This is a genomic window from Agrobacterium sp. LEGMi-208b (assembly GCF_059511785.1).
In genome coordinates this window covers 339,376-361,133 of the sequence record NZ_JCALIC010000003.1, presented here as the reverse complement: position 1 = coordinate 361,133, position 21,758 = coordinate 339,376, and the positions used below count along the sequence as shown (strand labels likewise).

At 56.7% G+C, this 21,758-nt stretch carries 19 protein-coding genes and 1 pseudogene; 18 read left to right on the top strand and 2 right to left on the bottom strand.

Annotated elements, in window-relative coordinates; translation table 11 throughout:
* Nucleotides 1-95: 95 nt before the first annotated feature.
* The 9 genes from AC5YUO_RS27135 to AC5YUO_RS27095 all read left to right on the top strand — a co-directional run bounded on the left by AC5YUO_RS27135 (nucleotide 96) and on the right by AC5YUO_RS27095 (nucleotide 8,093).
* Nucleotides 96-2,444, top strand: coding sequence for a bifunctional salicylyl-CoA 5-hydroxylase/oxidoreductase (locus AC5YUO_RS27135; protein ID WP_496156847.1), 2,349 nt, complete (start codon nucleotides 96-98; stop codon nucleotides 2,442-2,444).
* 9 nt (nucleotides 2,445-2,453) lie between these two features.
* Entirely contained in the window at nucleotides 2,454-3,248 is a 795-nt protein-coding gene (locus AC5YUO_RS27130) for an SDR family NAD(P)-dependent oxidoreductase (protein WP_496156846.1), read from the top strand.
* 35 nt (nucleotides 3,249-3,283) lie between these two features.
* The gene (locus tag AC5YUO_RS27125) at nucleotides 3,284-3,994 is read left to right on the top strand and encodes an enoyl-CoA hydratase-related protein (RefSeq protein WP_496156845.1); all 711 of its coding nucleotides are present in this window, start codon (nucleotides 3,284-3,286) and stop codon (nucleotides 3,992-3,994) included.
* Between the two features lie 12 nt (nucleotides 3,995-4,006).
* A complete protein-coding gene (locus AC5YUO_RS27120; RefSeq protein ID WP_496156844.1) occupies nucleotides 4,007-4,426 on the top strand; it encodes an acyl-CoA thioesterase in 420 nt (139 codons plus the stop codon).
* Nucleotides 4,416-4,814 carry a RidA family protein gene (locus AC5YUO_RS27115; protein WP_496156843.1) on the top strand — a complete coding sequence of 133 codons (399 nt, stop codon included), beginning with the start codon at nucleotides 4,416-4,418 and terminating at the stop codon, nucleotides 4,812-4,814. The genes AC5YUO_RS27120 and AC5YUO_RS27115 overlap by 11 nt, the downstream gene beginning before the upstream one ends.
* Nucleotides 4,815-4,837: 23 nt before the next feature.
* Nucleotides 4,838-5,263 (top strand): cupin domain-containing protein, encoded by a 426-nt coding sequence (locus AC5YUO_RS27110; RefSeq protein ID WP_496156842.1) that lies wholly within the window; start codon nucleotides 4,838-4,840, stop codon nucleotides 5,261-5,263.
* Nucleotides 5,263-6,111, top strand: coding sequence for a fumarylacetoacetate hydrolase family protein (locus AC5YUO_RS27105; protein ID WP_496156841.1), 849 nt, complete (start codon nucleotides 5,263-5,265; stop codon nucleotides 6,109-6,111). Before AC5YUO_RS27110 ends, AC5YUO_RS27105 begins: the two co-directional genes overlap by 1 nt.
* Nucleotides 6,112-6,116: 5 nt before the next feature.
* On the top strand, nucleotides 6,117-6,899 hold the full coding sequence (locus AC5YUO_RS27100) for an SDR family NAD(P)-dependent oxidoreductase (RefSeq protein WP_496156840.1): 783 nt from the start codon (nucleotides 6,117-6,119) through the stop codon (nucleotides 6,897-6,899).
* Between the two features lie 135 nt (nucleotides 6,900-7,034).
* Complete coding sequence (locus AC5YUO_RS27095) at nucleotides 7,035-8,093, top strand: DMT family transporter (RefSeq protein ID WP_496156839.1); 1,059 nt, start codon at nucleotides 7,035-7,037, stop codon at nucleotides 8,091-8,093.
* A 245-nt stretch (nucleotides 8,094-8,338) separates the two neighbouring features.
* Here AC5YUO_RS27095 and AC5YUO_RS27090 read toward each other — a convergent pair whose 3' ends face one another.
* The gene (locus AC5YUO_RS27090) at nucleotides 8,339-9,229 is read right to left on the bottom strand and encodes a LysR family transcriptional regulator (RefSeq protein WP_496156838.1); all 891 of its coding nucleotides are present in this window, start codon (nucleotides 9,227-9,229) and stop codon (nucleotides 8,339-8,341) included.
* A gap of 146 nt (nucleotides 9,230-9,375) precedes the next feature.
* On the opposite strand from AC5YUO_RS27090, the gene AC5YUO_RS27085 reads away from it, so the two are divergent.
* The 6 genes from AC5YUO_RS27085 to AC5YUO_RS27060 all read left to right on the top strand — a co-directional run bounded on the left by AC5YUO_RS27085 (nucleotide 9,376) and on the right by AC5YUO_RS27060 (nucleotide 15,582).
* Nucleotides 9,376-10,323 (top strand): dihydrodipicolinate synthase family protein, encoded by a 948-nt coding sequence (locus AC5YUO_RS27085; protein WP_496156837.1) that lies wholly within the window; start codon nucleotides 9,376-9,378, stop codon nucleotides 10,321-10,323.
* Nucleotides 10,320-11,513: an NAD(P)/FAD-dependent oxidoreductase gene (locus AC5YUO_RS27080; protein WP_496156836.1), complete on the top strand. Its 1,194-nt coding sequence runs from the start codon at nucleotides 10,320-10,322 to the stop codon at nucleotides 11,511-11,513. Before AC5YUO_RS27085 ends, AC5YUO_RS27080 begins: the two co-directional genes overlap by 4 nt.
* 1 nt (nucleotide 11,514) lies before the next feature.
* Nucleotides 11,515-11,805: a (2Fe-2S)-binding protein gene (locus tag AC5YUO_RS27075; protein ID WP_496156835.1), complete on the top strand. Its 291-nt coding sequence runs from the start codon at nucleotides 11,515-11,517 to the stop codon at nucleotides 11,803-11,805.
* Nucleotides 11,802-13,205: an FAD/NAD(P)-dependent oxidoreductase gene (locus AC5YUO_RS27070; RefSeq protein WP_496156834.1), complete on the top strand. Its 1,404-nt coding sequence runs from the start codon at nucleotides 11,802-11,804 to the stop codon at nucleotides 13,203-13,205. Before AC5YUO_RS27075 ends, AC5YUO_RS27070 begins: the two co-directional genes overlap by 4 nt.
* An 89-nt stretch (nucleotides 13,206-13,294) precedes the next feature.
* On the top strand, nucleotides 13,295-13,699 hold the full coding sequence (locus tag AC5YUO_RS27065) for a RidA family protein (RefSeq protein WP_496156833.1): 405 nt from the start codon (nucleotides 13,295-13,297) through the stop codon (nucleotides 13,697-13,699).
* Nucleotides 13,700-13,842: 143 nt separating this feature from the next.
* Nucleotides 13,843-15,582 carry a M14 family metallopeptidase gene (locus AC5YUO_RS27060; RefSeq protein WP_496156832.1) on the top strand — a complete coding sequence of 580 codons (1,740 nt, stop codon included), beginning with the start codon at nucleotides 13,843-13,845 and terminating at the stop codon, nucleotides 15,580-15,582.
* Nucleotides 15,583-16,257: 675 nt separating this feature from the next.
* Here the strand turns inward: AC5YUO_RS27060 and AC5YUO_RS27055 are convergent.
* Complete coding sequence (locus tag AC5YUO_RS27055; protein ID WP_496156831.1) at nucleotides 16,258-19,230, bottom strand: Tn3 family transposase; 2,973 nt, start codon at nucleotides 19,228-19,230, stop codon at nucleotides 16,258-16,260.
* 129 nt (nucleotides 19,231-19,359) lie between these two features.
* Between AC5YUO_RS27055 and AC5YUO_RS27050 the strand changes: the two are divergent.
* The 3 genes and pseudogenes from AC5YUO_RS27050 to AC5YUO_RS27040 all read left to right on the top strand — a co-directional run bounded on the left by AC5YUO_RS27050 (nucleotide 19,360) and on the right by AC5YUO_RS27040 (nucleotide 21,742).
* Nucleotides 19,360-19,991, top strand: a pseudogene (locus AC5YUO_RS27050) (recombinase family protein).
* Nucleotides 19,992-20,211: 220 nt separating this feature from the next.
* Nucleotides 20,212-20,721 (top strand): RNA polymerase sigma factor, encoded by a 510-nt coding sequence (locus AC5YUO_RS27045; RefSeq protein WP_496156830.1) that lies wholly within the window; start codon nucleotides 20,212-20,214, stop codon nucleotides 20,719-20,721.
* 88 nt (nucleotides 20,722-20,809) lie between these two features.
* On the top strand, nucleotides 20,810-21,742 hold the full coding sequence (locus AC5YUO_RS27040; RefSeq protein ID WP_496156829.1) for a FecR family protein: 933 nt from the start codon (nucleotides 20,810-20,812) through the stop codon (nucleotides 21,740-21,742).
* Nucleotides 21,743-21,758 lie beyond the last annotated feature (16 nt).

The following is a 21,758-nucleotide window of genomic DNA, read 5'->3' as shown; positions in this document are numbered from 1 at the left end:
TTTCACTTGACCGTCGCCGTTGGCAAAGTCATTTTAAGCTTCAAGCAATTGCAGCCAGCTGTAGCTGTCGCGTTCGCGGTTGGAGGAGAATGTTGATGAAAATCGTCTGTATTGGTGGCGGCCCCGCGGGACTTTATTTCGCGCTCTTGATGAAGAAGTTTCATCCCGAGCATTCGATCTCGGTGATCGAGCGAAACCGGCCCTATGATACATTCGGCTGGGGCGTGGTCTTTTCCGATGCGACCATGGTGTCGATGCGGGCCTGGGACCCGGAAAGTGCTGCCGAAATCGAGGACGCGTTCAACCACTGGGACGATATCGAACTGCTCTTCAAGGGTACGCGCCAGCGCACGTCCGGTCATGGGTTCGTCGGGATCGGTCGCAAGAAGCTCCTGAATATCCTGCAGCGCCGCTGTGAGGCGCTCGGCGTCGAACTGGTCTTCGAGACCGAATCCAACGGCGATACCGACTATCCGGATGCGGATCTCATCATCGCCTCCGACGGCTTCAACTCGAAAACCCGCAACCGCTATCCAGACGTCTTCCAGCCCGATCTCGTGGTACGCCCGAACCGCTATATCTGGCTTGGCACCAACAAGCTTTTCGACGCCTTCACCTTCGATTTCCGCAAGACCGATCACGGCTGGTTTCAGGCGCATATCTACAAGTTCGACGACAAGACCTCGACCTTCATCGTCGAGACAACTGAAGAGGCCTTTGAAAAGCACGGTCTCGGCGAGATGGACCAGCAACAGTCGATCGACTTCTGTCAGGACCTCTTCTCGGAGGTTCTCGAAGGGTCCGAGCTGATGACCAATGCGCGGCATCTGCGCGGATCCGCCTGGCTGAACTTCAACCGCCTGATCTGCGGCAAGTGGAGCCATTTCAACGGCAACTCGCATGTCGTACTGATGGGCGACGCCGCCCATACTGCCCATTTCGCGATCGGCTCCGGCACCAAGCTTGCAATCGATGACGCGATCGAGCTGACTAACCAGTTCAACAAGCTGGGGCACACCAAGGAAAGCATTCCGGCCGTCCTCGAAGCCTACGAGGGAACCCGCCGCGTAGACGTGGCCCGCATCCAGAACGCGGCCCGCAATGCCATGGAATGGTTCGAGGTCGTCGGCCAGCGTTACGCCGACACGCTCGAGCCGCCGCAGTTCATGTATTCCATGCTCACCCGTTCACAGCGCATCAGCCATGAGAACCTGCGCCTGCGCGATCCCGTCTGGCTGGAAGGTTATGAGCGATGGTTCGCCGAGAAGAACGGCCTCGACGTCACCAGCAACAGCCGCACCCTGCCGCCGATGTTCACGCCCTATTCGCTGCGCGAAACCCATCTGACGAACCGCATCGTCATGTCGCCCATGGCAATGTATTCGGCCAAGGATGGGCTGATGGACGATTTCCATCTCGTCCATCTCGGCTCCCGTGCGATCGGCGGCGCCGGCCTCGTCTTCGCTGAAATGACCTGCGTTTCCCCGGACGCTCGCATCACCCCCGGCTGCCTAGGCCTGTGGAACGACGAGCAGGCCGCACAGTGGAAGCGTTTTGTCACCTTCGTGCATGAGAACTCCGCCGCCAAGGTGGGTATCCAGATCGGTCATGCGGGCCGCAAGGGATCGACCAAGGTCGCCTGGGAGGGAATTGACCAGCCGGTCGAGGAAGGCGGATGGTCGTTGATTTCAGCTTCGGCGCTGCCCTATCTCAAGAACAGCCAGGTGCCGAAGGCGATGGACCGCGCCGACATGGACCGGGTCAAGGCCGATCACGTCCGCGCCGCGAGATATGCAGCCGAAGCCGGCGCGGACTGGCTGGAGCTGCACTGCGCCCACGGTTATCTTTTGTCGAGCTTCCTGTCACCGCTGACGAACGTTCGCACCGATGAATATGGTGGCAGCCACGAAAACCGCGCCCGCTATCCGCTGGAAGTCTTCGAGGCGGTCCGCGAGGTCTGGCCAGCCGACAAGCCAGTCTCTGTGCGCCTCTCCTGCCATGATTGGTTCGAAGGCGGCAATACACCGGAAGATGCGGCGATATTTGCAAAAATGTTCAAGGATGCCGGCGCCGATCTGATCGACTGCTCGTCCGGCCAGGTCTGGAAGGAAGAGAAGCCGGTCTATGGCCGCCTCTTCCAGACGCCCTTCTCCGACAAGATCCGCAATGAGATCGGCATCCCGACCATTGCCGTTGGAGCGATCTCCGAAGCCGATCATGCCAATTCGATCATCGCTGCCGGCCGTGCCGATCTCTGCGCCGTCGCCCGCCCGCATCTGGCCGACCCCGCTTGGGTGCTGCACGAGGCGGCAAAGATCGGCCTGACGAACATTCCGTGGCCGAAGCAATATTATTCCGCCAAGTCGCAATACGAGACGGGTCTTGCGCGTGCTGCCGCCGCCGCGGCGCCTCCGGCCGTCGGCCCGACGATTGCAGCGAAGTAGGAAAACGGCATGAACGCGGCTTCCGGCAGATTGGCAAATCGGCACGCCCTCGTCACCGGCGCAGGCTCCGGCATTGGCGCGGCGATTGCGGCCGCGCTGGTGGAAGCCGGCGCGCGCGTGACGCTGGCTGGCCGCCGTGCCGAGCCGCTGCAAGCACTGGCCGAAACCCTTGGCTTAGATAAAGCCAATGTCGTCAGCGGCTTCGACGTCACCAATCCTGCCGCCATAGAAGCCGGCTTGAAAGCAGCACGCGAAAAATTCGGTCCGGTCGACATCCTCGTCAACAATGCCGGTGAAGGCCCGAGCGCGCCGTTCGAGAAAACCTCGCTCGACATGTGGAACCGGGTCATGGCGGTGGATCTCACCGGCGTCTTCCTGGTGACGCAGGCTGTGCTGCCGGATCTCAGGGCCTATGGCGTTGGCGCCCGCATCATCAATATAGCCTCGACAGCGGGGCTCACCGGTTATGCCTATGTCTCTGCCTATGTGGCCGCCAAACATGGCGTCGTCGGAATGACCCGGTCACTCGCGCTGGAACTGTCGAAAACCGGTATCACCGTCAACGCAGTGTGCCCCGGCTTTACCGACACGCCGCTGATTGCCCGTTCGATCGAGACCATCGTCGAAAAGACCGGGCGCACCGCCGAACAGGCGCTGAAGGAGTTCACGAAGGGCAACCCGCAGGGCCGGCTGGTGAAGCCGGAGGAGGTCGCGGACACGGTTCTGTGGCTGGCGTCCCCCGGAGCAGCATCGATCAATGGACAGGCGATCGCGGTCGCCGGCGGGGAGGTGTTGGCAGGATGAGCCTTACACCGACTTCAACGGCGGGACACCAGAGCTTGTTCAAGGATTACCGGCCCAAGCACTTCCTCTGGGAAATGACTGATCACGATCGTGTTGCGACGATCCGGCTCAATCGGCCAGAACGCAAGACTCCGGTGACCTTCGAGATGTATGCCGAACTGCGTGACCTCTTCTGCGATCTCGCCGATGCGTCGGATATCCGCGCCGTCGTCTTGATGGGTGTAGGCGGCAATTTCTTCTCGGCCTGCGGCGTGTCCGAGAACATCGCGCCGTTAGGCGACTTGGCTGTAGCGGACCTGATCGCCTTCACGCGCATGAGCGGCGATCTCGTCAAGGCGATGATGAAATGCCCCCAACCGATCATAGCCGCAGTTGACGGCGTCTGTGCCGGGGTGGAGGCGATCCTTGCCACGGCGTGCAACATGCGGCTCGCTACACCTGAAGCGAAAACCGCCTTCCGGTTCACCCACGTCGGTCTCGCCGGTGCGGGTACAAGCGCTTTTGGAATGCTGCCGCGCATCATCGGTCAGGGCCGCGCGGCAGAGCTGCTGTTTACCGGCCGTTCCATGAGCGCACGGGAAGGTCTGGCCTGGGGATTCTACAATGCGCTCCACGAGGCTGATGAGGTCGAGGCGGTAGCCGTAAAGCTTGCCCATTCCTTGGTCGCTCGCAATTACGGAGCGGCGATCCTGCAATCCAGCTTATCCGACCCCCCTCATTCGGCCAAAACCGCTGCCTTCTACTAAGGAGAGAATTAGATGCCATTTCGACAATCAAAGGCCCTGCGCTTTGGCGATTGCGACCTCACCGGGATTGCCTATCACCCGGCATATTTCTCGATGCTCGTCGATGTGAACGAAGCGATGTTCGCCTCGTTTGGCGTCACCTGGAAAGAAATCATGTTCGAAAGGCGCTTGGGGCTCCCGACCGTGACCTTGAACGTCGAATTCGTAAAGCCCTCCACATACGGCGACGTCCTCGACTTTGCCGTCCATGTTTGTTCCGTTGGCCGCGCATCGCTGGATCTCCGGACAGAGGTATCCGTCCGTGGGGAATTGATCTGGACAGTACGGCAAAGGATCGTCCTCACCTCGCTCGAAAATCATAAGTCCCATCCATGGCCCGACGATATCAGACAGGGCCTACTTCAATATCTGGAGGCACAAAATGCAGCATGAAATCATTCAGCCTGACGGCTGGGCCAAGCCCATTGGTTATTCCAACGGAATCAGCGCCCGGGGCCGCATCGTTCAGGTGGGCGGCCAGATCGGGTGGGATGAGCATTGCGAGTTCCATTCCGATGATTACGTCGACCAGGTGCGCCAGGCACTTGTCAACATCGTCAGCGTTCTGAGTTCCGCCAATGCGAAGCCAGAGCACCTGATCCAGATGACCTGGTACTTTACAGACCGCGAAGCCTACAAATCCCGAATGAAGGAAATCGGTGCGGCCTACCGCGAGATTATCGGCCGACATTTTCCGCCCATGGCGGCTGTGCAGGTCGTTGCGTTGATGGAAGACCGCGCCAAAGTCGAAATCCAAGCGCTGGCTGTCGTGCCCGATTGATCAAACCTGTTGAGGAGGAAAAAATGAGCAACAAGGTTATGCCCGTCATTACCCGCAAGGGTCAGGAAGATACAGGGACCGGCCAATCCGGTGGATGCGTGCGCATATCGGGCGTAGGACCGCAGCACACGCCGGCCACCAAAATCTGGTTCGGCAAAGTGTCGAATGAACCAGGATATCGCTCCTATCCTCACCATCACGGCGAGGCGGAGACCGGGGGCTACGTGTTGAAGGGCAAAGCGCGGATCTATTTCGGTGATAACTGGCAGGAATATCTTGATATGGAAGAAGGCGACTTCATCTTCGTACCGCCGCACTGGCCTCATATCGAGGTGAACATGTCGACAACGGAGGAGCTGGTGTGGCTCACCACGCGCACGCCGGACAACATCGTCGTCAACCTTCCAGATGTCGATGACAGCATTCTCGTCGGCTTCCGGCGCGCCTGATGAAACTCCTTCGCCATGGACCGTCGGGCGCCGAAAAGCCCGCCATCATCGACCGTGACGGCCAGGCTCGTGATCTGTCGACCATCATCACCGACCTGTGCGGAGATGCCCTCTCCGACGCCTCATTGGATCACATTCGTGAGGCCGACATTGCTTCACTGCCGATCGTTCAGGTGGATCGGATCGGGGCTTGCGTCGCGCGCCCGGGAAAATTCATCTGTGTTGGCCTGAACTATGCCGACCATGCCAAGGAAACTGGTAAGGCTCCTCCGGATGAGCCGATTCTGTTTATGAAGGCCACGAATGCTGTCGTGGGGCCAAATGATGATATCGAGATCCCCCGGGGCTCAACCAAGACCGATTGGGAAGTCGAGCTTGGCGTAGTCATCGGCAAACGTGCCAAATACGTCTCCGAGGCCGAAGCGCTCAATCATGTCGTGGGCTATTGCGTTGTCAACGACGTCTCCGAACGTGCCTTCCAATCCGAGCGTGGCGGTCAGTGGACCAAAGGCAAAAGCCACGACACCTTCGGGCCGATCGGGCCTTGGCTTGTGACACGGGAAGAGGTGCCGGATCCTCAAAAACTTGCCCTTTGGCTTGATGTCGACGGTGTGCGACGCCAAACAGGCACGACCGCCACGATGATTTTTGGGGTCGCTCATCTCGTCAGCTATATCAGCCAGTTTATGACACTTGAACCGGGCGATATCATTGCAACAGGAACCCCTCCCGGGGTCGGAATGGGTATCAGACCGGAGCCAGTATTTCTAACGCCGGGACAAGTCGTCTCGCTCGGCATTGAAGGTCTGGGCGAGCAGCGTCAGACAACAATTGCGACGGGGAGCTAAAAAACATGACGGATTTGAAGGGAAAGACGGCGATCGTCACCGGCGGCGCGCGTGGCCAGGGCGAAGCGGAGGCCACACTCCTTGCCCGAAAAGGAGCATCAGTTATCATCGCTGATGTGCTCGCCGACGAAGGACGATCCCTTGCGGATGCGCTCCAGGGTGAGGGCTTGCAAGCGCGATTTATCTATCTCGATGTGTGCGATCCAACGAGTTGGGCCGGAGCAATCGATATCGTCAAAGAATGGTCGGGTCGCCTCGACATTCTTGTCAATAACGCCGGCATTATCAACAGGTCTACAATTGCCAGCACTGACCTGACAGCCTGGAACCGCGTTCTGCAGGTCAATCTGACGGGGGCTTTTCTTGGCATCCAGGCCGCCTATCAATTGATGGCGGAAAGTGGCGGTGGATCCATCATCAACATCTCGTCGAATAGCGGCTTTTCCGGGCACTATGATCCGGCATACACAGCAAGCAAATGGGGCCTTCGGGGTCTGACCCGCAGCGCCGCGATGGAACTGGTTTCGAAAGGGATTCGGGTGAATGCGATTTGCCCGGGGCTTGTCGTGACCGGCTTGAACGCTTCCAGTCCCCATCTCGAACCGATGATCGAAATGACGCCTATGAAGCGCAGTGGAAAACCGGAAGAAATCGCTGAGCTCGTGCTGTTTCTCGCATCAGAAGCATCGAGCTTCATGACTGGCGAGGATTTCGTGATCGATGGAGGATTTACAGCGGGAGCGGCCTACAGGCGTGTGGCAACGGAAACGGGGATTTTAAACTCCTGAAGCAATTGCATTTGCCAGCGGGCTAGATTGTTTCGTGTCAAACGCACTCGACCACGATGAAAGAACCGCAGGAATCTTGTTTGGTGTCTTGATGAAACGTTCCCGGTTGCGGCAACGGATTCTTAAGCCCTCGGTATGACCAACAGCGGTGAATACGTCACGACGCAAAAAGTGAAACTCAGTCGTTTAAAGATAGGCAAATTTGGAATGCTGAAAGAGGATTATAATACCAGCGCCAGCATCTCGCAGGATGCCGACTGGAAGCGTACGTCGAAAGCCAAACCAATTCCATCGATAACGCAGGTCACCGAAAAACACATTAGCTGGGCCTATGCGGCTGTAGCCATATCTGTCTTTTCTTGGGCGGCGGCATTTCCGGCTATTACCTTTTCGCTTACCGAATTAAAGCCTGTTACTTTAGCGACCGCACGTTTTGGTATCGCTGCCGCCTTCGCCCTAGGCTGGCTGCTGTGGAGGCGAAAGCCATTGCCCGCATTACCGCACATGGTGCGCTTTGCTGCATGTGGTTTGCTCGGCCTTACCCTTTACAGCGTCCTTATCAATATGGGCCAGAAAACGGTCTCGGCAAGCGCAGCCAGTTTCATCACCAACATCATCCCCATTGTTACCGCCCTTCTCGCTTGGTCAATGCTTGGCGAGCGTTTTAGTCTTCTGGGCTGGGCCGGATGCCTGATCAGCTTTGCTGGAGTAAGCTACATCGGGCTTGGCCAACCCGGTGGCCTCAGCTTCGGGTCTGGAGCGAGCTTCATCCTGATGGCATCGCTTTCATCCGCTCTCTATTTCGTGCTGCAGAAACCCCTCGTGCCAATTTATGGAGCAGCCTACAGCACCGGCTATACGCTCGTCTTCGCTGGTCTGTTTTTATTGCCGTGGATGCCCGCAAGCACTGCGGAGGTCATCAATGCCTCATTCGGCACAATGATCGCACTTGCCGGATTGACTTTGTTTCCGACGCTGATCGCTTATCTGACGTGGACCTACGCGCTTGGACGTCTCCCGGCCAGTGTGGCCGCCAACTTCATCTATTTGATTGCTCCGTTAGCGGCGCTTCTTGCGTTCCTTTTCCTTAATGAGCAACCATCTGGCTCGACGCTGATAGGCGGCTCAATAGCGATCGTCGGCACAGTCATTGTCGCGAGATGGGGACGATCCGCCGTGCGGGAAAATCCGTAAATGGGGTCAGCGCAAGGGACATGTTTGCCGCCTCTCAAAGCGACGAACCATGATAACATCGCTTGTCCGATCGGGACGAAGATGGGGCGGCCGCAGAAAAGAGCTTGCAGGATATTTTCGGCAGTTCTGTCAGTTTCATTATCGTTGGGGTGCGCGAGCTACCTCTTTTATTAAACGATGTTTCCGAGTCGATTCCGACGGTCGACAAGCTAATCAGGCCAAGCGGTTCGGTTGGCCAAAGCAGATCATGCACCCCAGCCCCGCATCTTGGCCTCAAGAGTCACCATCAGCTTAGCTGGCGCGCCGTGCAGCTGCCTACCCAATCGGGAGATTAAATGGACAGAAGTCGAATCGATTTCGTTTTCGGCAAAGGGTATCGCCACTAGCTGCGGTGCTGATTGCCCGCTCAGAGCGCGCGGCAGGACGGTAACCACGTGTCCCCCAGCTGCCATTTCCCGCATCATTACGATCGAAGTAGTGATGATTGACGGTTCGAGAAGAATGCCGTGGGCGGCTTCCGTTTTTGCAAGGATCTGACGAATGCGAAACTCTCGTGGCGGAAGACACAATTCGTGCTCAGACAGATCTGAAACTGTTAGACTTTTACGGCTGGCAAGCGGATGAGTGGGATGCGCCAACACGACCAAATCCTGTTTTACAGATACTCGCACTCGAATTTTGGGTTCTGGTTCGATTTGGAGCACGAGCCCTATATGGGCCTCGTCATCCTTGACCATACGGACGATTTCCGTCGTTGCGGCAACATGCGTCTGGATTCGTATACCGCGATTAGCGGAATAAAAACCGTTTATTGTCTCGAAGAACCCGCTGCCAAGCAGGCCTTCGCCCACTGCGAGCTGCACTAGACCCGTACGTACTCCCCGCAGACTTTGGATCCGCGATTGGAAGTTGTCGAGTTCAACCAGATTGTTGCGGTGAAACTCGAACGCCAACCGACCCGCTTCTGTCAGTCTCACCGAACGGCGTCCACGTTCAATTAAAGGCACGCCTAGCTCCGTCTCCAACTGAGCGATCTGGCGGCTGATCGAGGAGACGGCGATGCCAAGTTTCTCACTTGCCAGTCGCATAGAGCCCTGCTTTGCAGCTTCATAGAAATATCGCAATGCAGTCTCCATTCATGCTCCTCCGATTTTTTTTACATTATATTGCGCTGAATGCAATGATGTCAACGAATCGATGCGATAGACCGAACGGTCACACTAGGAGTAAAATGAAGTAAGTGTTTAAACTATGCAGAACGCAAAGCTGTGAGGCAGAAACGATGAATGACAAACGGGCACGAGTCCAATGGCGGGGCTATATTCCAGCCATCACGACGCCCTTTGATAGTGAGCGCAAGCTTGACATAACCGGCCTTGGTTTATTGCTTGAATGGCTTCATGCCGAGGGTATGCATGGGCTTGTTATCGGGGGTACAACCGGCGAATGGTTCAGCCTGAATGGTCAAGAGCGGCACCAGCTGTTCTCGGTTGCAGGTGCACAGATGGGACGACGGTTACCGCTCATCGCTGGATGTAGCGCTTACACACCAGATGAAGTCCTCGCCCATATAGAATACGCTCAGGGTTGCGGTTTCGAGGGCGCGCTGATCACCCCTCCGCCTTACGCTCTGCCCGACGAAAAGGATCTCTTCGCCTTTTACGCTTACATTGCACAGCGCAGCCGGCTTCCCATCTGCATTTACAACTGGCCGCCCGGGACAAATATCGACATGTCCTTCGATCTGCTCAGCCGGTTAGCGGAACTTGATGCGGTGGTCGCAATAAAGCAATCGACATCTGATCTCTCGCGTTTCATCAAAACATTCTTCGCTCTCAAGGACCAGGTCCGCGTGTTTGGTTTGCCGATGGATGAGCTTGGTATAACGTTGGTAAGAGCGCACGATGCTGATGGAACAATGGGCGCAGGTGGCGTCCTTGGCCAATATCAGCCTGGTTTTTACGACAATCTATGGCGAGGGGACGTGGAGGCGGCGCGCGCTTGCGGTGCTAAAGACCGCGTTTTGATGCGCGATTGGTTTACACCAGCGTTAACGGGGAAATTCGGATCAGGCGCGGCAATATTAAAAGCGGCGCTCAACGCGAGAGGTCTTCCCGGCGGGTACGTACGTCCCCCGTTCCAGGATGTCTCATCGGCCGACGCGGAGCAGATCGCCCAGACGCTAAGGTCGCTTGATTGTATCCCTCTTGAGCAGGCTCGAACGGCATGAAATATCATGCCGATGTCCTGATAATCGGTGGAGGGCTGGTGGGCTGTGCGACAGCCTGCCACCTCGCACGAGCTGGACAATCGGTATTGCTTGTTGAGGCCGGCGATGTGAACTCAGTCGCCTCCGGACAAAACGCAGGTTCGCTCCACTTCCAAATGGAACGAAGGTTTCTTGAACAAGGCGAGGCGCTCATGGAACAAGCCTCGCATGTCATCAGCCTGAATCGTCAAGCGATCCACGACTGGCGCGGCCTTGAAGACCTGCTGGGTCGCTCTCTCGGGGTAACAATGCGCGGAGGGCTGATGGTGGCTGAGACGCCGGAACAGGTTACGCTCCTCGAGCGCAAAGCGCGGCTGGAAGAATCGGCCGGGATGGCTACAAAAATGATTGACGGCGCGGAAGCGCACGACATCGCCCCGTACCTTGGTCCGCTCGTCACTGCGGCGCTGTGGGCGCCCGACGAGGGACATGCCGATCCGAAGAAAGTTACACCAGCTTTTGCCGCGGCGGCAGAAGAGGCGGGTGCGACCATATTATCTCAAAGCCCGGTTCTGGCACTCGAACAACGTAACGGGGGATTTGAAGCGAAACTCGGCGGTCCGCATCCGGATCAACCGGTGACGGGCGACAAGATTGTCATTGCCGCGGGTGCCTGGATCGCTCAGATCGCTGCCATGTTGAATTTGCACATGCCGATCTTTCCCCTCGGTCTTAGCATGAACGTAACAGAAAGATGTGCGCCACTGATCCCGCACCTCGTACAGCACGTCGGACGAAGGCTGTCCATGAAGCAAGCCGCGGCCGGCAACATCCTCATAGGGGGCGGCTGGCCCGGCAAGCTCGCATGGCGGCCTGATTGCGGATTTGACCTTTCGAAGCGACCAGAGCCGAAACGTGAATCCGTAATCGGGAATCTGAAAGCCGCAATCGCGGTGGTGCCTCAGGTGGCTTCGCTCAATCTAATCAGGACGTGGACAGGTACGGTCGCGGTATCTTCCGATCAGTTGCCGATTGTTGGTGAAGTCCCTCGGATGCCCGGTGTGTATGTTGCTGGCGGCGGATCAGCCTTCACGCTCGGCCCCACTTTTGCCAGGTTGCTTGCGGGAGAAATTCTTTCAGGTCGCAGAACCGAGGAGTTTCAATATTTCTCCCCGGCGCGCTACGAACATTTAAACAGTTTCATGGGGTGACATGCGGATTCTTGAAAAAGTCACGCGGGGCGCTCCTCTTACGATCTTTGTGGACGGTGAGCCTGTCCACGGGTTTTGCGGAGAAACCGTGGCAACGGTCATGATCGCGGCGGGGATCAACGCCTTCAAAAACGATAGTCGTGGCCGCCCGAGAGGGCTCTATTGTAATATGGGCACTTGTTGCGAATGCATGGTGCGGGTCGGAGAAGGTGTCCAAGAAATTGCGGTCCGCGCCTGTCTGTTGCCTGCTTGCGACGGCCAGCGCATAACGACAGGACTGCCGAAGTCATGAATGACAGAACCGATCTCGCAATCATCGGAGGGGGGCCGGCGGGAATGGCGGCTGCCGAAGTTGCCATCAAGGCCGGGCTCTCCGTCACTATCATTGACGAGCAACAGCAGCTTGGTGGCCAGATACTGAGGCAGCCCTCGAAACATTTCCAGGTGAAGAACTGGCTACCCGGTCGGGTATACAATAACGTCAAGGCCCAGCTGGCGCGGGCTGAGGCATTGCCGGTGCATTTTCTTTCTGGAATGTCGGTTCATTCCGCCTACCGCGATACGTTCGGTTTCGATCTCCAACTTGCAGGCCCATCCGGTGCAGCGCATCTTCTGTCGAAACGCCTTCTGGTTGCCACTGGCTGTTACGACATGCCGGTTGCATTTCCGGGATGGACCTTGCCAGGGGTAACCACTGCCGGCGCTGCACAAGCATTCGTCAAGGCGCAACAGATCGTGCCTGGCAAAAGATTTGTTCTTGCCGGGACCCATCCGTTGCAAATCATTCTCGCTGACCAAATCATGAAGGCGGGAGGTAGAGTCGAAGCCGTTCTTTTTGCACAACCGATAATGCGTTCACTGCGCGTGCTCGGCGCACCCGTTACCGCGATAGCGCATCTGAAATTGTTGGCTGCGGCGGGCAACGCAATGGTGCGACTGCTGCGAGCGGGCGTTCCTGTCCATTTTGGTCAGACTATAGGTAAGGCCGAAGGCATGGATAGGGTGGAAGCAGCGACGATCGTCAAGGTCGTCAACGGCGTCCCCAGAGACGAGATTGAACAGATCAAATGTGACGCCGTCGCTACCTGTTTTGGGTTTCTTCCGCAGTGCGACCTACCACGAGCACTGGGCGCCAAGGCGACCCCTATCCCGAAAACAGGAGGGTGGCGGATTGTCCATGACGAGTGGATGTTCACCGGGGTCGACAACCTGTTTGTGGCAGGTGAGGTTACTGGCGTCGCAGGCGCGGAATCGTCGATGATTGAGGGACAGATTGCTGGCCTTGCCGTGGCTCGGTCCGCTGGCGTGATGGAAGATGCGGAAGCAAAGCGTCTTGTCCACCCCCTCAGACGGCGGCTCGCTTCTTTGCGCAAGTTTGCCGATCTCCTTTCGTCGATATCCGATCCGTCGCCAGTTTGGGAGCACCTTGCATCGCCCGACACGATCCTGTGTCGATGCGAGGATATCCACCAAGGTGCTGTGACTGACGCAATCGAGGCCTATCCGGCGGTCGGTATCAACTCAATCAAGAAGCTTACACGTGCCGGCATGGGACGGTGCCAGGGACGCGGATGTGAGCATCAGATTCGCGCCCTGATGGGCTCGGGCGCACCCGATCAACGTTTCGAAGCCCGTATGCCTGTACGCCCCACCCCTATTGCGACCATCGCCGAAGATGAACAGCCAAATTAGCTTGCGACTTGCGCAACATCTTTATCGCCTCACGTGCGTTGTTGTTCGCCTGAGCGCGAGATATTTTGGAGAAAGTGGAGGAGAAAACTATGCTGACCCGTATTAACCCTGATAATCTCTATAATTCTCTCAATTTCGGATTTTCGCATGGCACACTGCATCATGGGGGCGGGCTTCTGCACTTGGCGGGGCAAGTAGCCTGGGACAAGGATTGCAAAGTCGTCGGAAACGGTGATCTCGCGGCCCAGACACGCCAAGCGCTGGCGAATCTGCAAGCTGTTCTGGCAGAGACCGGATGTGGACCCGCCGATGTTGTAAGATTGCGCACTTACGTTGTCGACCACTCACCGGATAAACTTGGCCCGGTGCTCGGCGCAATTGCCGAGTTTTACGGTGACGCGATCCCGGCGCCCAACACTTTCATTGGGGTGGCGGCCCTCGCTTTGCCAGATTTTCTTGTGGAAATTGAAGCGACAGCTGTAGTTTCGAAATAATCGTCGATTGCAATCTCTCGGGGCAAAAGCACAACCCAACGTGCGATGCTGTCGCGAGTAGCTGCAATTAGTTCAAACAATACACAGAGAAGAAGCCAACGTCGACAGGCGGTCGCCCACAGGACGTTGGCCAGGAGTGCTATATGACTGCTTCGACGGGCTGGCGCGCGCCGCTTCCTCCCATACAGCCTTGGAACGGTGCGACCGAAGCGTTGATTGCACCGGCGAATGATCCCTGGCGCACCGCAGCTGAGGCAGATGATTTTTTTACCACGCCAACATATTCAGAAACGCTGGATTATCTTGAGCGTCTGACTGAAGCCTCACCGATTATTCGGCAGAGAACATACGGTCATTCAGCAGAAGGCCGTCCTCTCATCTTGGTAATTGCAAGCCTGACGCATGACAAGTCGCCTGATCGCGCGCGTGTCTTTGTTGAATGCGGCATACATCCGGGAGAAATCGACGGCAAGGACGCTGGCCTGATGCTCTTACGGGATATCGCCTTTGGGGGAAGGGAAGATCTTCTTCAAGGCTGCGACTGGTATTTCGTCCCTGTTCTGAGTCCTGATGGTCATGAGCGGCGCTCCCCGTTCAGCCGGCCCAATCAGCGTGGCCCTGAGGAGCAAGGTTGGCGTGCCTCCGCACAGGGGCTCAATCTCAACCGGGATTTTATGAAGGCTGACTCGCCGGAAATACGAGCGATTTTGCAGTTGATCAACGAATTGAACCCCGACCTTTTTCTCGATTTGCACGTCACGGATGGCCTCGATTATCAGTACGACATTACCTTCGGTTTTCAGGACGAACCTTACAGCGCATCCCCGAACATCAATAGGTGGCTCGAAGCCGTTTATCGTCCCGCAATCGCCTCAGCCCTGACGGAACAGGGGCACCTTCCAGGGCCGCTGATTTTGCCGATCGATGATCGACGACCTGAAATCGGCTTGATGCTACCGAGCTTTCCCCCTCGATTCTCTCATAGTTATGGCGACCTCCGGCACCTGGCAACGGTCCTGGTCGAGAACCACTCTTTGAAGCCTACAAAGCAACGGGTGCTGGGCACATATGCCCTTCTGGAGGCGACGCTGCGCTTGGCAGGACAGGAAGTTTCCGCCTTGCGCGCCGCGGTACGGAAGGACTGCGCGCGCAAAACACGCGAAACGGTCCTCACATGGAACGCGTCCGAAACCCCTATGCGCAAAGTGTTGTTTCACCCAATTGCGTCGGAACTTTACGTGTCTACGGCGTCGGGCGTGGAGGAGGTGCGTTGGCTTGGAAACCCGTTGCCTCCGGTCGAACTGCCCCACTATGGCTCGACGCCTAGCATAACGATAAAGCGGCCACGCGGCTATTGGATTCCGGTCGCCGAGATCCGAGTGATGGAGCACCTCAAGCTTCATGACATAGATTATCAGATCTCTCCTGAAGCGGTTCAAGTGGAGGTCGCCATGGTTCGCCTTGCCGATGTCGTCGTCGAGCCGCGGCTGTCGGAGCGGCGGCCCGTATTGTCGGCCGATTGCTCGATGATTGAAGTTCGAAATGAATGTTATCCTGCCGGATCGGTCTATGTATCTACGGATCAGCCACATGGCGATCTCTTGATACATCTGCTGGAACCGGCTTGCGCAGACTCACTCTTCTCGCAAGGCTTTATCTCAGGGATGCTGGAGCAGGTTGAGTATATGGAGCCTTACGTTATCGCGCCGATGGCCGAAGAAATGTTGGCCTCCGATCCAGAATTGAAGTCCGCATTCGAATCCAAACTCGCCGCGGAGCCCGACTTCGCGGCTAATCCAACTGCACGTTTGAGGTGGTTCTACCAACGCTCGTTCTATTATGACGACCGACATATGCTTTATCCGATCGGCCGAGTGGTTTGAGCAACACGCGCACAGCGTCCTGATAAGTTTTTCTCCATCGCTCAGGCAGATACTGCGCTCTGGGATCAGTTGTTCGGTGCAGAACGGGAAAATAAATTCACAAGATCTACAGGAGAACGATCGGACTTAGCGAGCAAACGTCATCATAATCTAGTGGTATCCTCCACCCTCGGTCGCTTTACGTACGGTGTGTTGCGACCACGCCTTCAAGTCCTGCCAGCATTCTCTGGAAGTGTATCGATCGTCTTCTTCAACTCAAACGAGCGCGACATGAGGGAGACGCAAGCCTGCTTGTTGAAGATATCGACGGCGATGGCAATGCGTGCCCACCCTCGTTGTGGTCCCTCGCTACCTGCCCTCGCGGCAGTCTCATTCATATCCGCGATTACGAGAAGCGCACCACCAGCTCCGGCGACGACCGAGACCTTGCTGTCAAAAACGTGTTACGCGCACATCCTCCTACCAGATGTAACTTCCACAATTGACGTCCAATGTGGCGCCAGTGAGCGATGCCGGTCGCAGGACGAAGGCTACGAGCTCGGCAATTTCCGTGGTAGACGCAATTTCACCGATTGGAATATCAGAGACGGCAGCCGCTTTCCCGTGAGTGGCAATGAAGTCCTGGGCCATATCGGCCCCTGAACATTAAAGGGACACAGATATACGGCAGGCAGATCAGACGGTGAACGACAATGGGCGAAAGCCAGTTTCATCAACGGCAGGCTTGTCTTCCCAAAGATAATCGCCGGTCAAATTCACATGCTCCCATGTAAGCGGCGACAGACTGGAGAGCATGTGCTCTGGGACGGCCTGTCCAGCGGTTTTTAGCGCATCGACGACACGACCGGTGTAGATCGTATTCCAATGGATGATGGCGGTGACGACCAGATTGAGGGCTGACGCCCGTATCGACAGGTTTTCCTGGCTGCGATCGCGGAAACGGCCAAGACGATGAAGATTGACGGCGCGGACGAGGCTGTTGCGGCTTTCGCCTTTGTTCAGTTCCGCAGTGGTGGTCTTGCGTAGCTCCTCGTCATTGATCCAGTCGAGGGTGAACAGGGTGCGTTCGATCCTGCCCATCTGGCGCAATGCCTGGGCGAGACCGCTCTGCCTTGTGGTCGCCGACAATCGCTTCAACATCAGGGATGCGCTGACGGTGCGCGTACGCAACGAGGTCATGAGGCGCAAAATGTCGTCCCAATGCGCTCGGATAAGATCGGCGTCGATGCGGTCCCCCATGACATTCTGGAGAATGCCGTACTGTTTCGCGGCGCGGAAACCGTAGAGGCATCGCCCGTCGAGATCAGGAATACGAGGCACAAAGGCAAAGCCAAGTGCATGACAAAATGCGAAGACGAGATCGCTAACACCGCCGCCATCGACGTGATGACGGACGATGTCCAGACCGGCGTCGGTTTCGAGAAGCGCGTCTAGCACATGGACGGCCTCGCTCGCCGTAGCAGCGATGATCTTTGTGTGGAACGGAGCATATCGACCAGAGATCGCAGTGTAGAGCTTGATGATCGGGTTCGTGCCGTAACGACCGTTGACGCCGCCCGCGACTTCACCGCCGTCACCGAGATGGATATGCTGACCGTCAGACGTTGAAACGGTGTGCGAACCGAATACGGACGCGAACGGGGCAGCATGCTGGGCCTCGACCAGTCGAGCGAGCGCCAGGGTAAAGGTTTCCTCCCTGAAGTGCCATATTGCCATTTGCTGTAACTGGCGGCGTGTGATGCCAGGGCAGGCAAGCGCCATTTTCGAGAAGCCGAGATTGGTGGCTTCGGCGATCAGAGCCGCATAGAACACACGCATGTCACTCGGTGTGCGTCCTGTTTGAAGATGCTCGAACAGGGTGCTGAAGCCGGTCATTCGGTCGATATCGGCGACCAGATCAGTCAGCCTAATCGGCGGCATGGCCGTCGCGACCCGCCTCGCAAAAGCGATTGCAGCTTCGGTCTCTGTGGTTTTAACGGCCGGCACCCGCAAGCCTTTCGCGCCGATACGAGTGTCTCCCCTGCCGGCTTCTAGCCGGTTTGCCGCCTCACGCAACTTTTGGTCCAGTGCCTCGGCTTTCTCGGCGAGATAGGTTTCGACATCGACCGGAATGGCAACGGGAATGCGCGCCTCGGCCTTGATGATGGCATAGGTTTGCTGCGAAATCATATCCTCGTCGATGGCCCGGTAGGTGCGAGATCCCTTGATCCAGATCTCGTTGGCAGCGATCCGGTTCTTCAGCTCGATGACTATGAAGAGTTCGAGCATTCTGTGATTGACTACACCATCCGCTGTAATAATCTCCTTGCTCCAGCGTTTGTCTACAAGGTCGAGTGCGTCCTTCGCCCACGGCGGATTCGTTGATCGCTGGCGGCCTTTCCGTGCCGCTCTCATTTGAATTACGACATTGATGAAGTCGCGGTTCTGCCGATTTCCCTCGAAAGTAAATGCAGCCATGAACGGGATGGCGAAGCGCCGGATGCGCACGTATTGAGCTGGAAGGTAGGCGATCAGGTCGTCATCCTTGCGGGTACGAGATGCGGCTTTTGCCGCCGCGGTCGCCTGTATCAACTGTTCCCAACTGGTGACCGCATTGACGGCCTCATCGAGAGAAAGTCCGTTTTCCCGCTTGGCGGCGATTGCCTCGCCAAAACTCACGAAGAAATCCAGGGCGGATGTTGCCGACGTGGCGTTTTCCAGCAATTTCTTGTCCCGGATGGCCTCGGCCTGCCGGGAAGCCTTGCCGATCAACACCTCGAACATGCTGATCGCCGCATCGGTCATCGCGATCTCCATTTCCAGAAGAAAAGCCACGAGCGTCGCATGTCGTCGGACGGGCCGCATTTGCTCAAAATTCTGAGCCGTCAGGCGGCGACCCTCCTGCGCCATGCGGCGCACGCGATGGGCCGGGACCGCCTGAAGCACATGAGTGCAAAGTCCGACATGACGCACTGTCTCAAGCCGATCGATCAATCCCCGCATGGCTGCATCCCCCGACTTTCCGGGTGGTTCGCGCAACCAGGAGACCCCACTCTGACGGGTGCGCGGTCCTATACGTAGCAGCGCTTCCATCCTGACGATAATGTCCGGCGACAATCTTTCCGCCACATCGGCGAACAGCGCCTCCTCGGCTTCGGTGCAGGCCTGCCCGGCCAACCTTTCGATCACGGTGATGCCGGGAATGACGATACGCCGTCGGCGCATCTCATCGGCGAGGGCTGCGACAACGTATTTGTCCTTGGTCGAGGCAATCGCCACGCCGCGCGCGAAGGCAAGCAGGTCGGCGCGCAATGGCTGGGTCAGTTCGCGGAACCCGTAATGTTGGCGAAGGACAGCCAGTTGCTCATAGCGCGTGGGCGCTCTTCGTGCGAAACTTGCAAGTGCGTCCGGTTCTGTTCCGAGTTGCTCGGCCAGAAATGCGATAGCGGCCAGTGGAATGATCTCCCCGCGCCGAATCAAACGGCCAGGATAACGCAGTGCGCAGAGCTGAAGGGCCAATCCCAATCTGGTATCATCGTGTCGTCGAGTTTCAATAAGACGGCGATCATCGTCATCAAGGCTCCAGTGCCGGATCAGAGTGTCATCGTCGGTTGGCAGCGCTAGAAAATTTTGCCGCTCAGCATCCGTTAAAATCATCCGGCGAGGCATAGGCACTCCATATGTCACAAAAAGAACGGAGATAAACGTTCATAGAGCTTACATTGCAAGACGGGTTATGTGACAATGTACAGGCTTTGGCACGGCCAAATAAGAATTGTCACATAGACGGACGTATAAATGACAACCCAGATTGGATATGCGCGGGTCTCGAAATCCGACGGCAGCCAAGTGCATGACCTTCAGCGCGATGCCCTGGCCGCAGCCGGGGTCGAAGCCGACAAGGTCTATGAGGATTCGGCATCAGGAAAGAAGGACGACCGTCCTGGTCTGGCTGCTTGCTTAAAAGCGCTACGCCGCGGCGACACGCTTGTGGTCTGGAAACTCGACCGCCTCGGCCGTGACCTTCGCCACCTCGTTAATCTGGTCGATGATCTGACGAAAAGGAACGTCGGCCTGAAAGTGCTGGCTGGCGAAGGCGCGTCAATCGACACCTCAACCGCCAATGGCAGATTGGTGTTCGGCATATTCGCCGCGCTCGCCGAGTTCGAGCGAGCGTTGATCATTGAACGGACCAAAGCCGGCCTCGCCGCCGCCCGTACCCGTGGCCGGAATGGGGAGCACCGTTCAAGATGACGCCGGCGAAGCTACGTCTTGCACAGGCAGCAATGGGGAAGCCCGAAACAAAAGTAGCTGATCTTTGCGCTGAGCTCGGTATTACCCGGCAAACCCTCTATCGTTTCGTCGGGCCGAAAGGTGAATTGCGCACTGATGGAGAACGGCTCCTCCAACGTCACAAGGTAAAGCGATAACTATGGCCGTGCCCAGTGTTTAAAGACACTCACACAAGAGCTGCACTGCCTGCGCTTATTCTAGCACCCGAAGAACCTTGTGCTCCCAATTCCATCTTTGTGACATTAACTCAACAAACTTGATTGATTTAGCTAAATAAAGCTGACTTCGAAACTCTACTATTGAGGAAGGCACAGCCAAACGATATTACGGTCATCAATATGGTTCCCGGAGGGTTTGATGACGGGTTATGACAACAAATTGATTGTCGCGTTCTTAGAGAACGAGTCGTCGTTAAAACGCTATCTTCGCAAGGTTAGCGGTTCATCGCATGATGCCGAGGATTTATTCCAGGAGGCTTGGATCAAGCTTTCTCGTAATGGCTCGGCCGCTCAGGCAACTCCAGTACCCTATTTGGTCAAAATTGTTCGAAATCTTGGTATCGACTACAATCGCGCTAAGCGTAAGAAACTCACGCATGAAGATATCGCTGAATCTCTTGCGGTTCCAGATAATCGAGCCGACCCGTATAGGCAGTTAGAAGACCGCAACCAATTGTCCCGCTTGATGGAGATTATGGAAGAGTTGCCGACGCGACAGCGCAAGTTGCTGATCGCAGCCCGCCTTGAACAACACAGCCATAAAACTCTGGCGGAAGAGTTCGATATTTCGATACGCACGGTTGAACTTGAGATTCGACAAGCGCTTGATTATTGCACCGATCGGCTGGCGAAATTAAATCGTGCCTAATTTTTGCGGTTTCTCCTTTTAGCATCGTCTATAGGGATAGATGCATAAGCGGGGATTCTGCGTCACGCAGCTCATTTAGGGGACGATTTTGAGCGACGATTTCGAGGCTCTAAAAAAGGAAGCTTTGGCTTGGATCGTGCGACTGACCTCTGGTGAGGCTACGACGGACGACCGCGATGCGTTAATGCGTTGGCGAGCTAGAAGTCTCGATAACGAACATGCTTTTCGTGAAGCTACCCGTCTTTGGAAAGATTTGGGGCCCGCACTTGCTCCATATACAGAGATGCCGCACAGCGTCCTAAGTCGCCGCAGCTTCTTGGTCGGAGGAGCAACCGCTGTCGCCAGTATGGCTGGTCTTACCTTTGGACTTTCACAACTGGGCGTCCTTCCGACGATCGAAGCTATGTTGTCTGACTATGCAACGGCGGTGGGTGAGCAGAAGACGATACAGCTCCCGGATGGGTCAATGGCTACGTTGGATGGCGGGACGACGCTCACTGTGGAATTCTCAGACGCGACGCGCAAGGTCGGCCTTGCCACTGGGGCAGCAGTCTTCAACATCGTTGAGCAGCGGCGGCCTTTCATCGTGATGGCGAAAGCGGGAAAATCTACAGCACAAAGGGCTTCGGTTTCAGTGAAACACGGCGTCGAGGATGTCTCAGTTGATTGTCTCGAAGGCGAAATCGACGTCGAATGTCTTGGTACGGCCGCTTTACGCGCCAAGGAAGGCATAACTTACTCCGCAACCGGTCTTGGTGAAAAGATCGACACCGACACGGAAGACGCGGCAGCTTGGCGGAATGGACTTCTCATCTTTCGCGACCGGCCATTGGCTGATGTAATCTCGGACGTGAATCGTCATCGTCGAGGCAAGGTGGTAATCGCGAGGAGCAGCCTTAGATCTCGGCGGGTCTCTGGGGTATTCCATCTGGATCGGCCGGAGGAAATTTTGGCACATCTGGAAAGCACGTTGCACGTCAGACCAATTAATCTGGTAGGCGGCGTCGTGGTTCTTCAGTAATCGGCAGAACCGATTT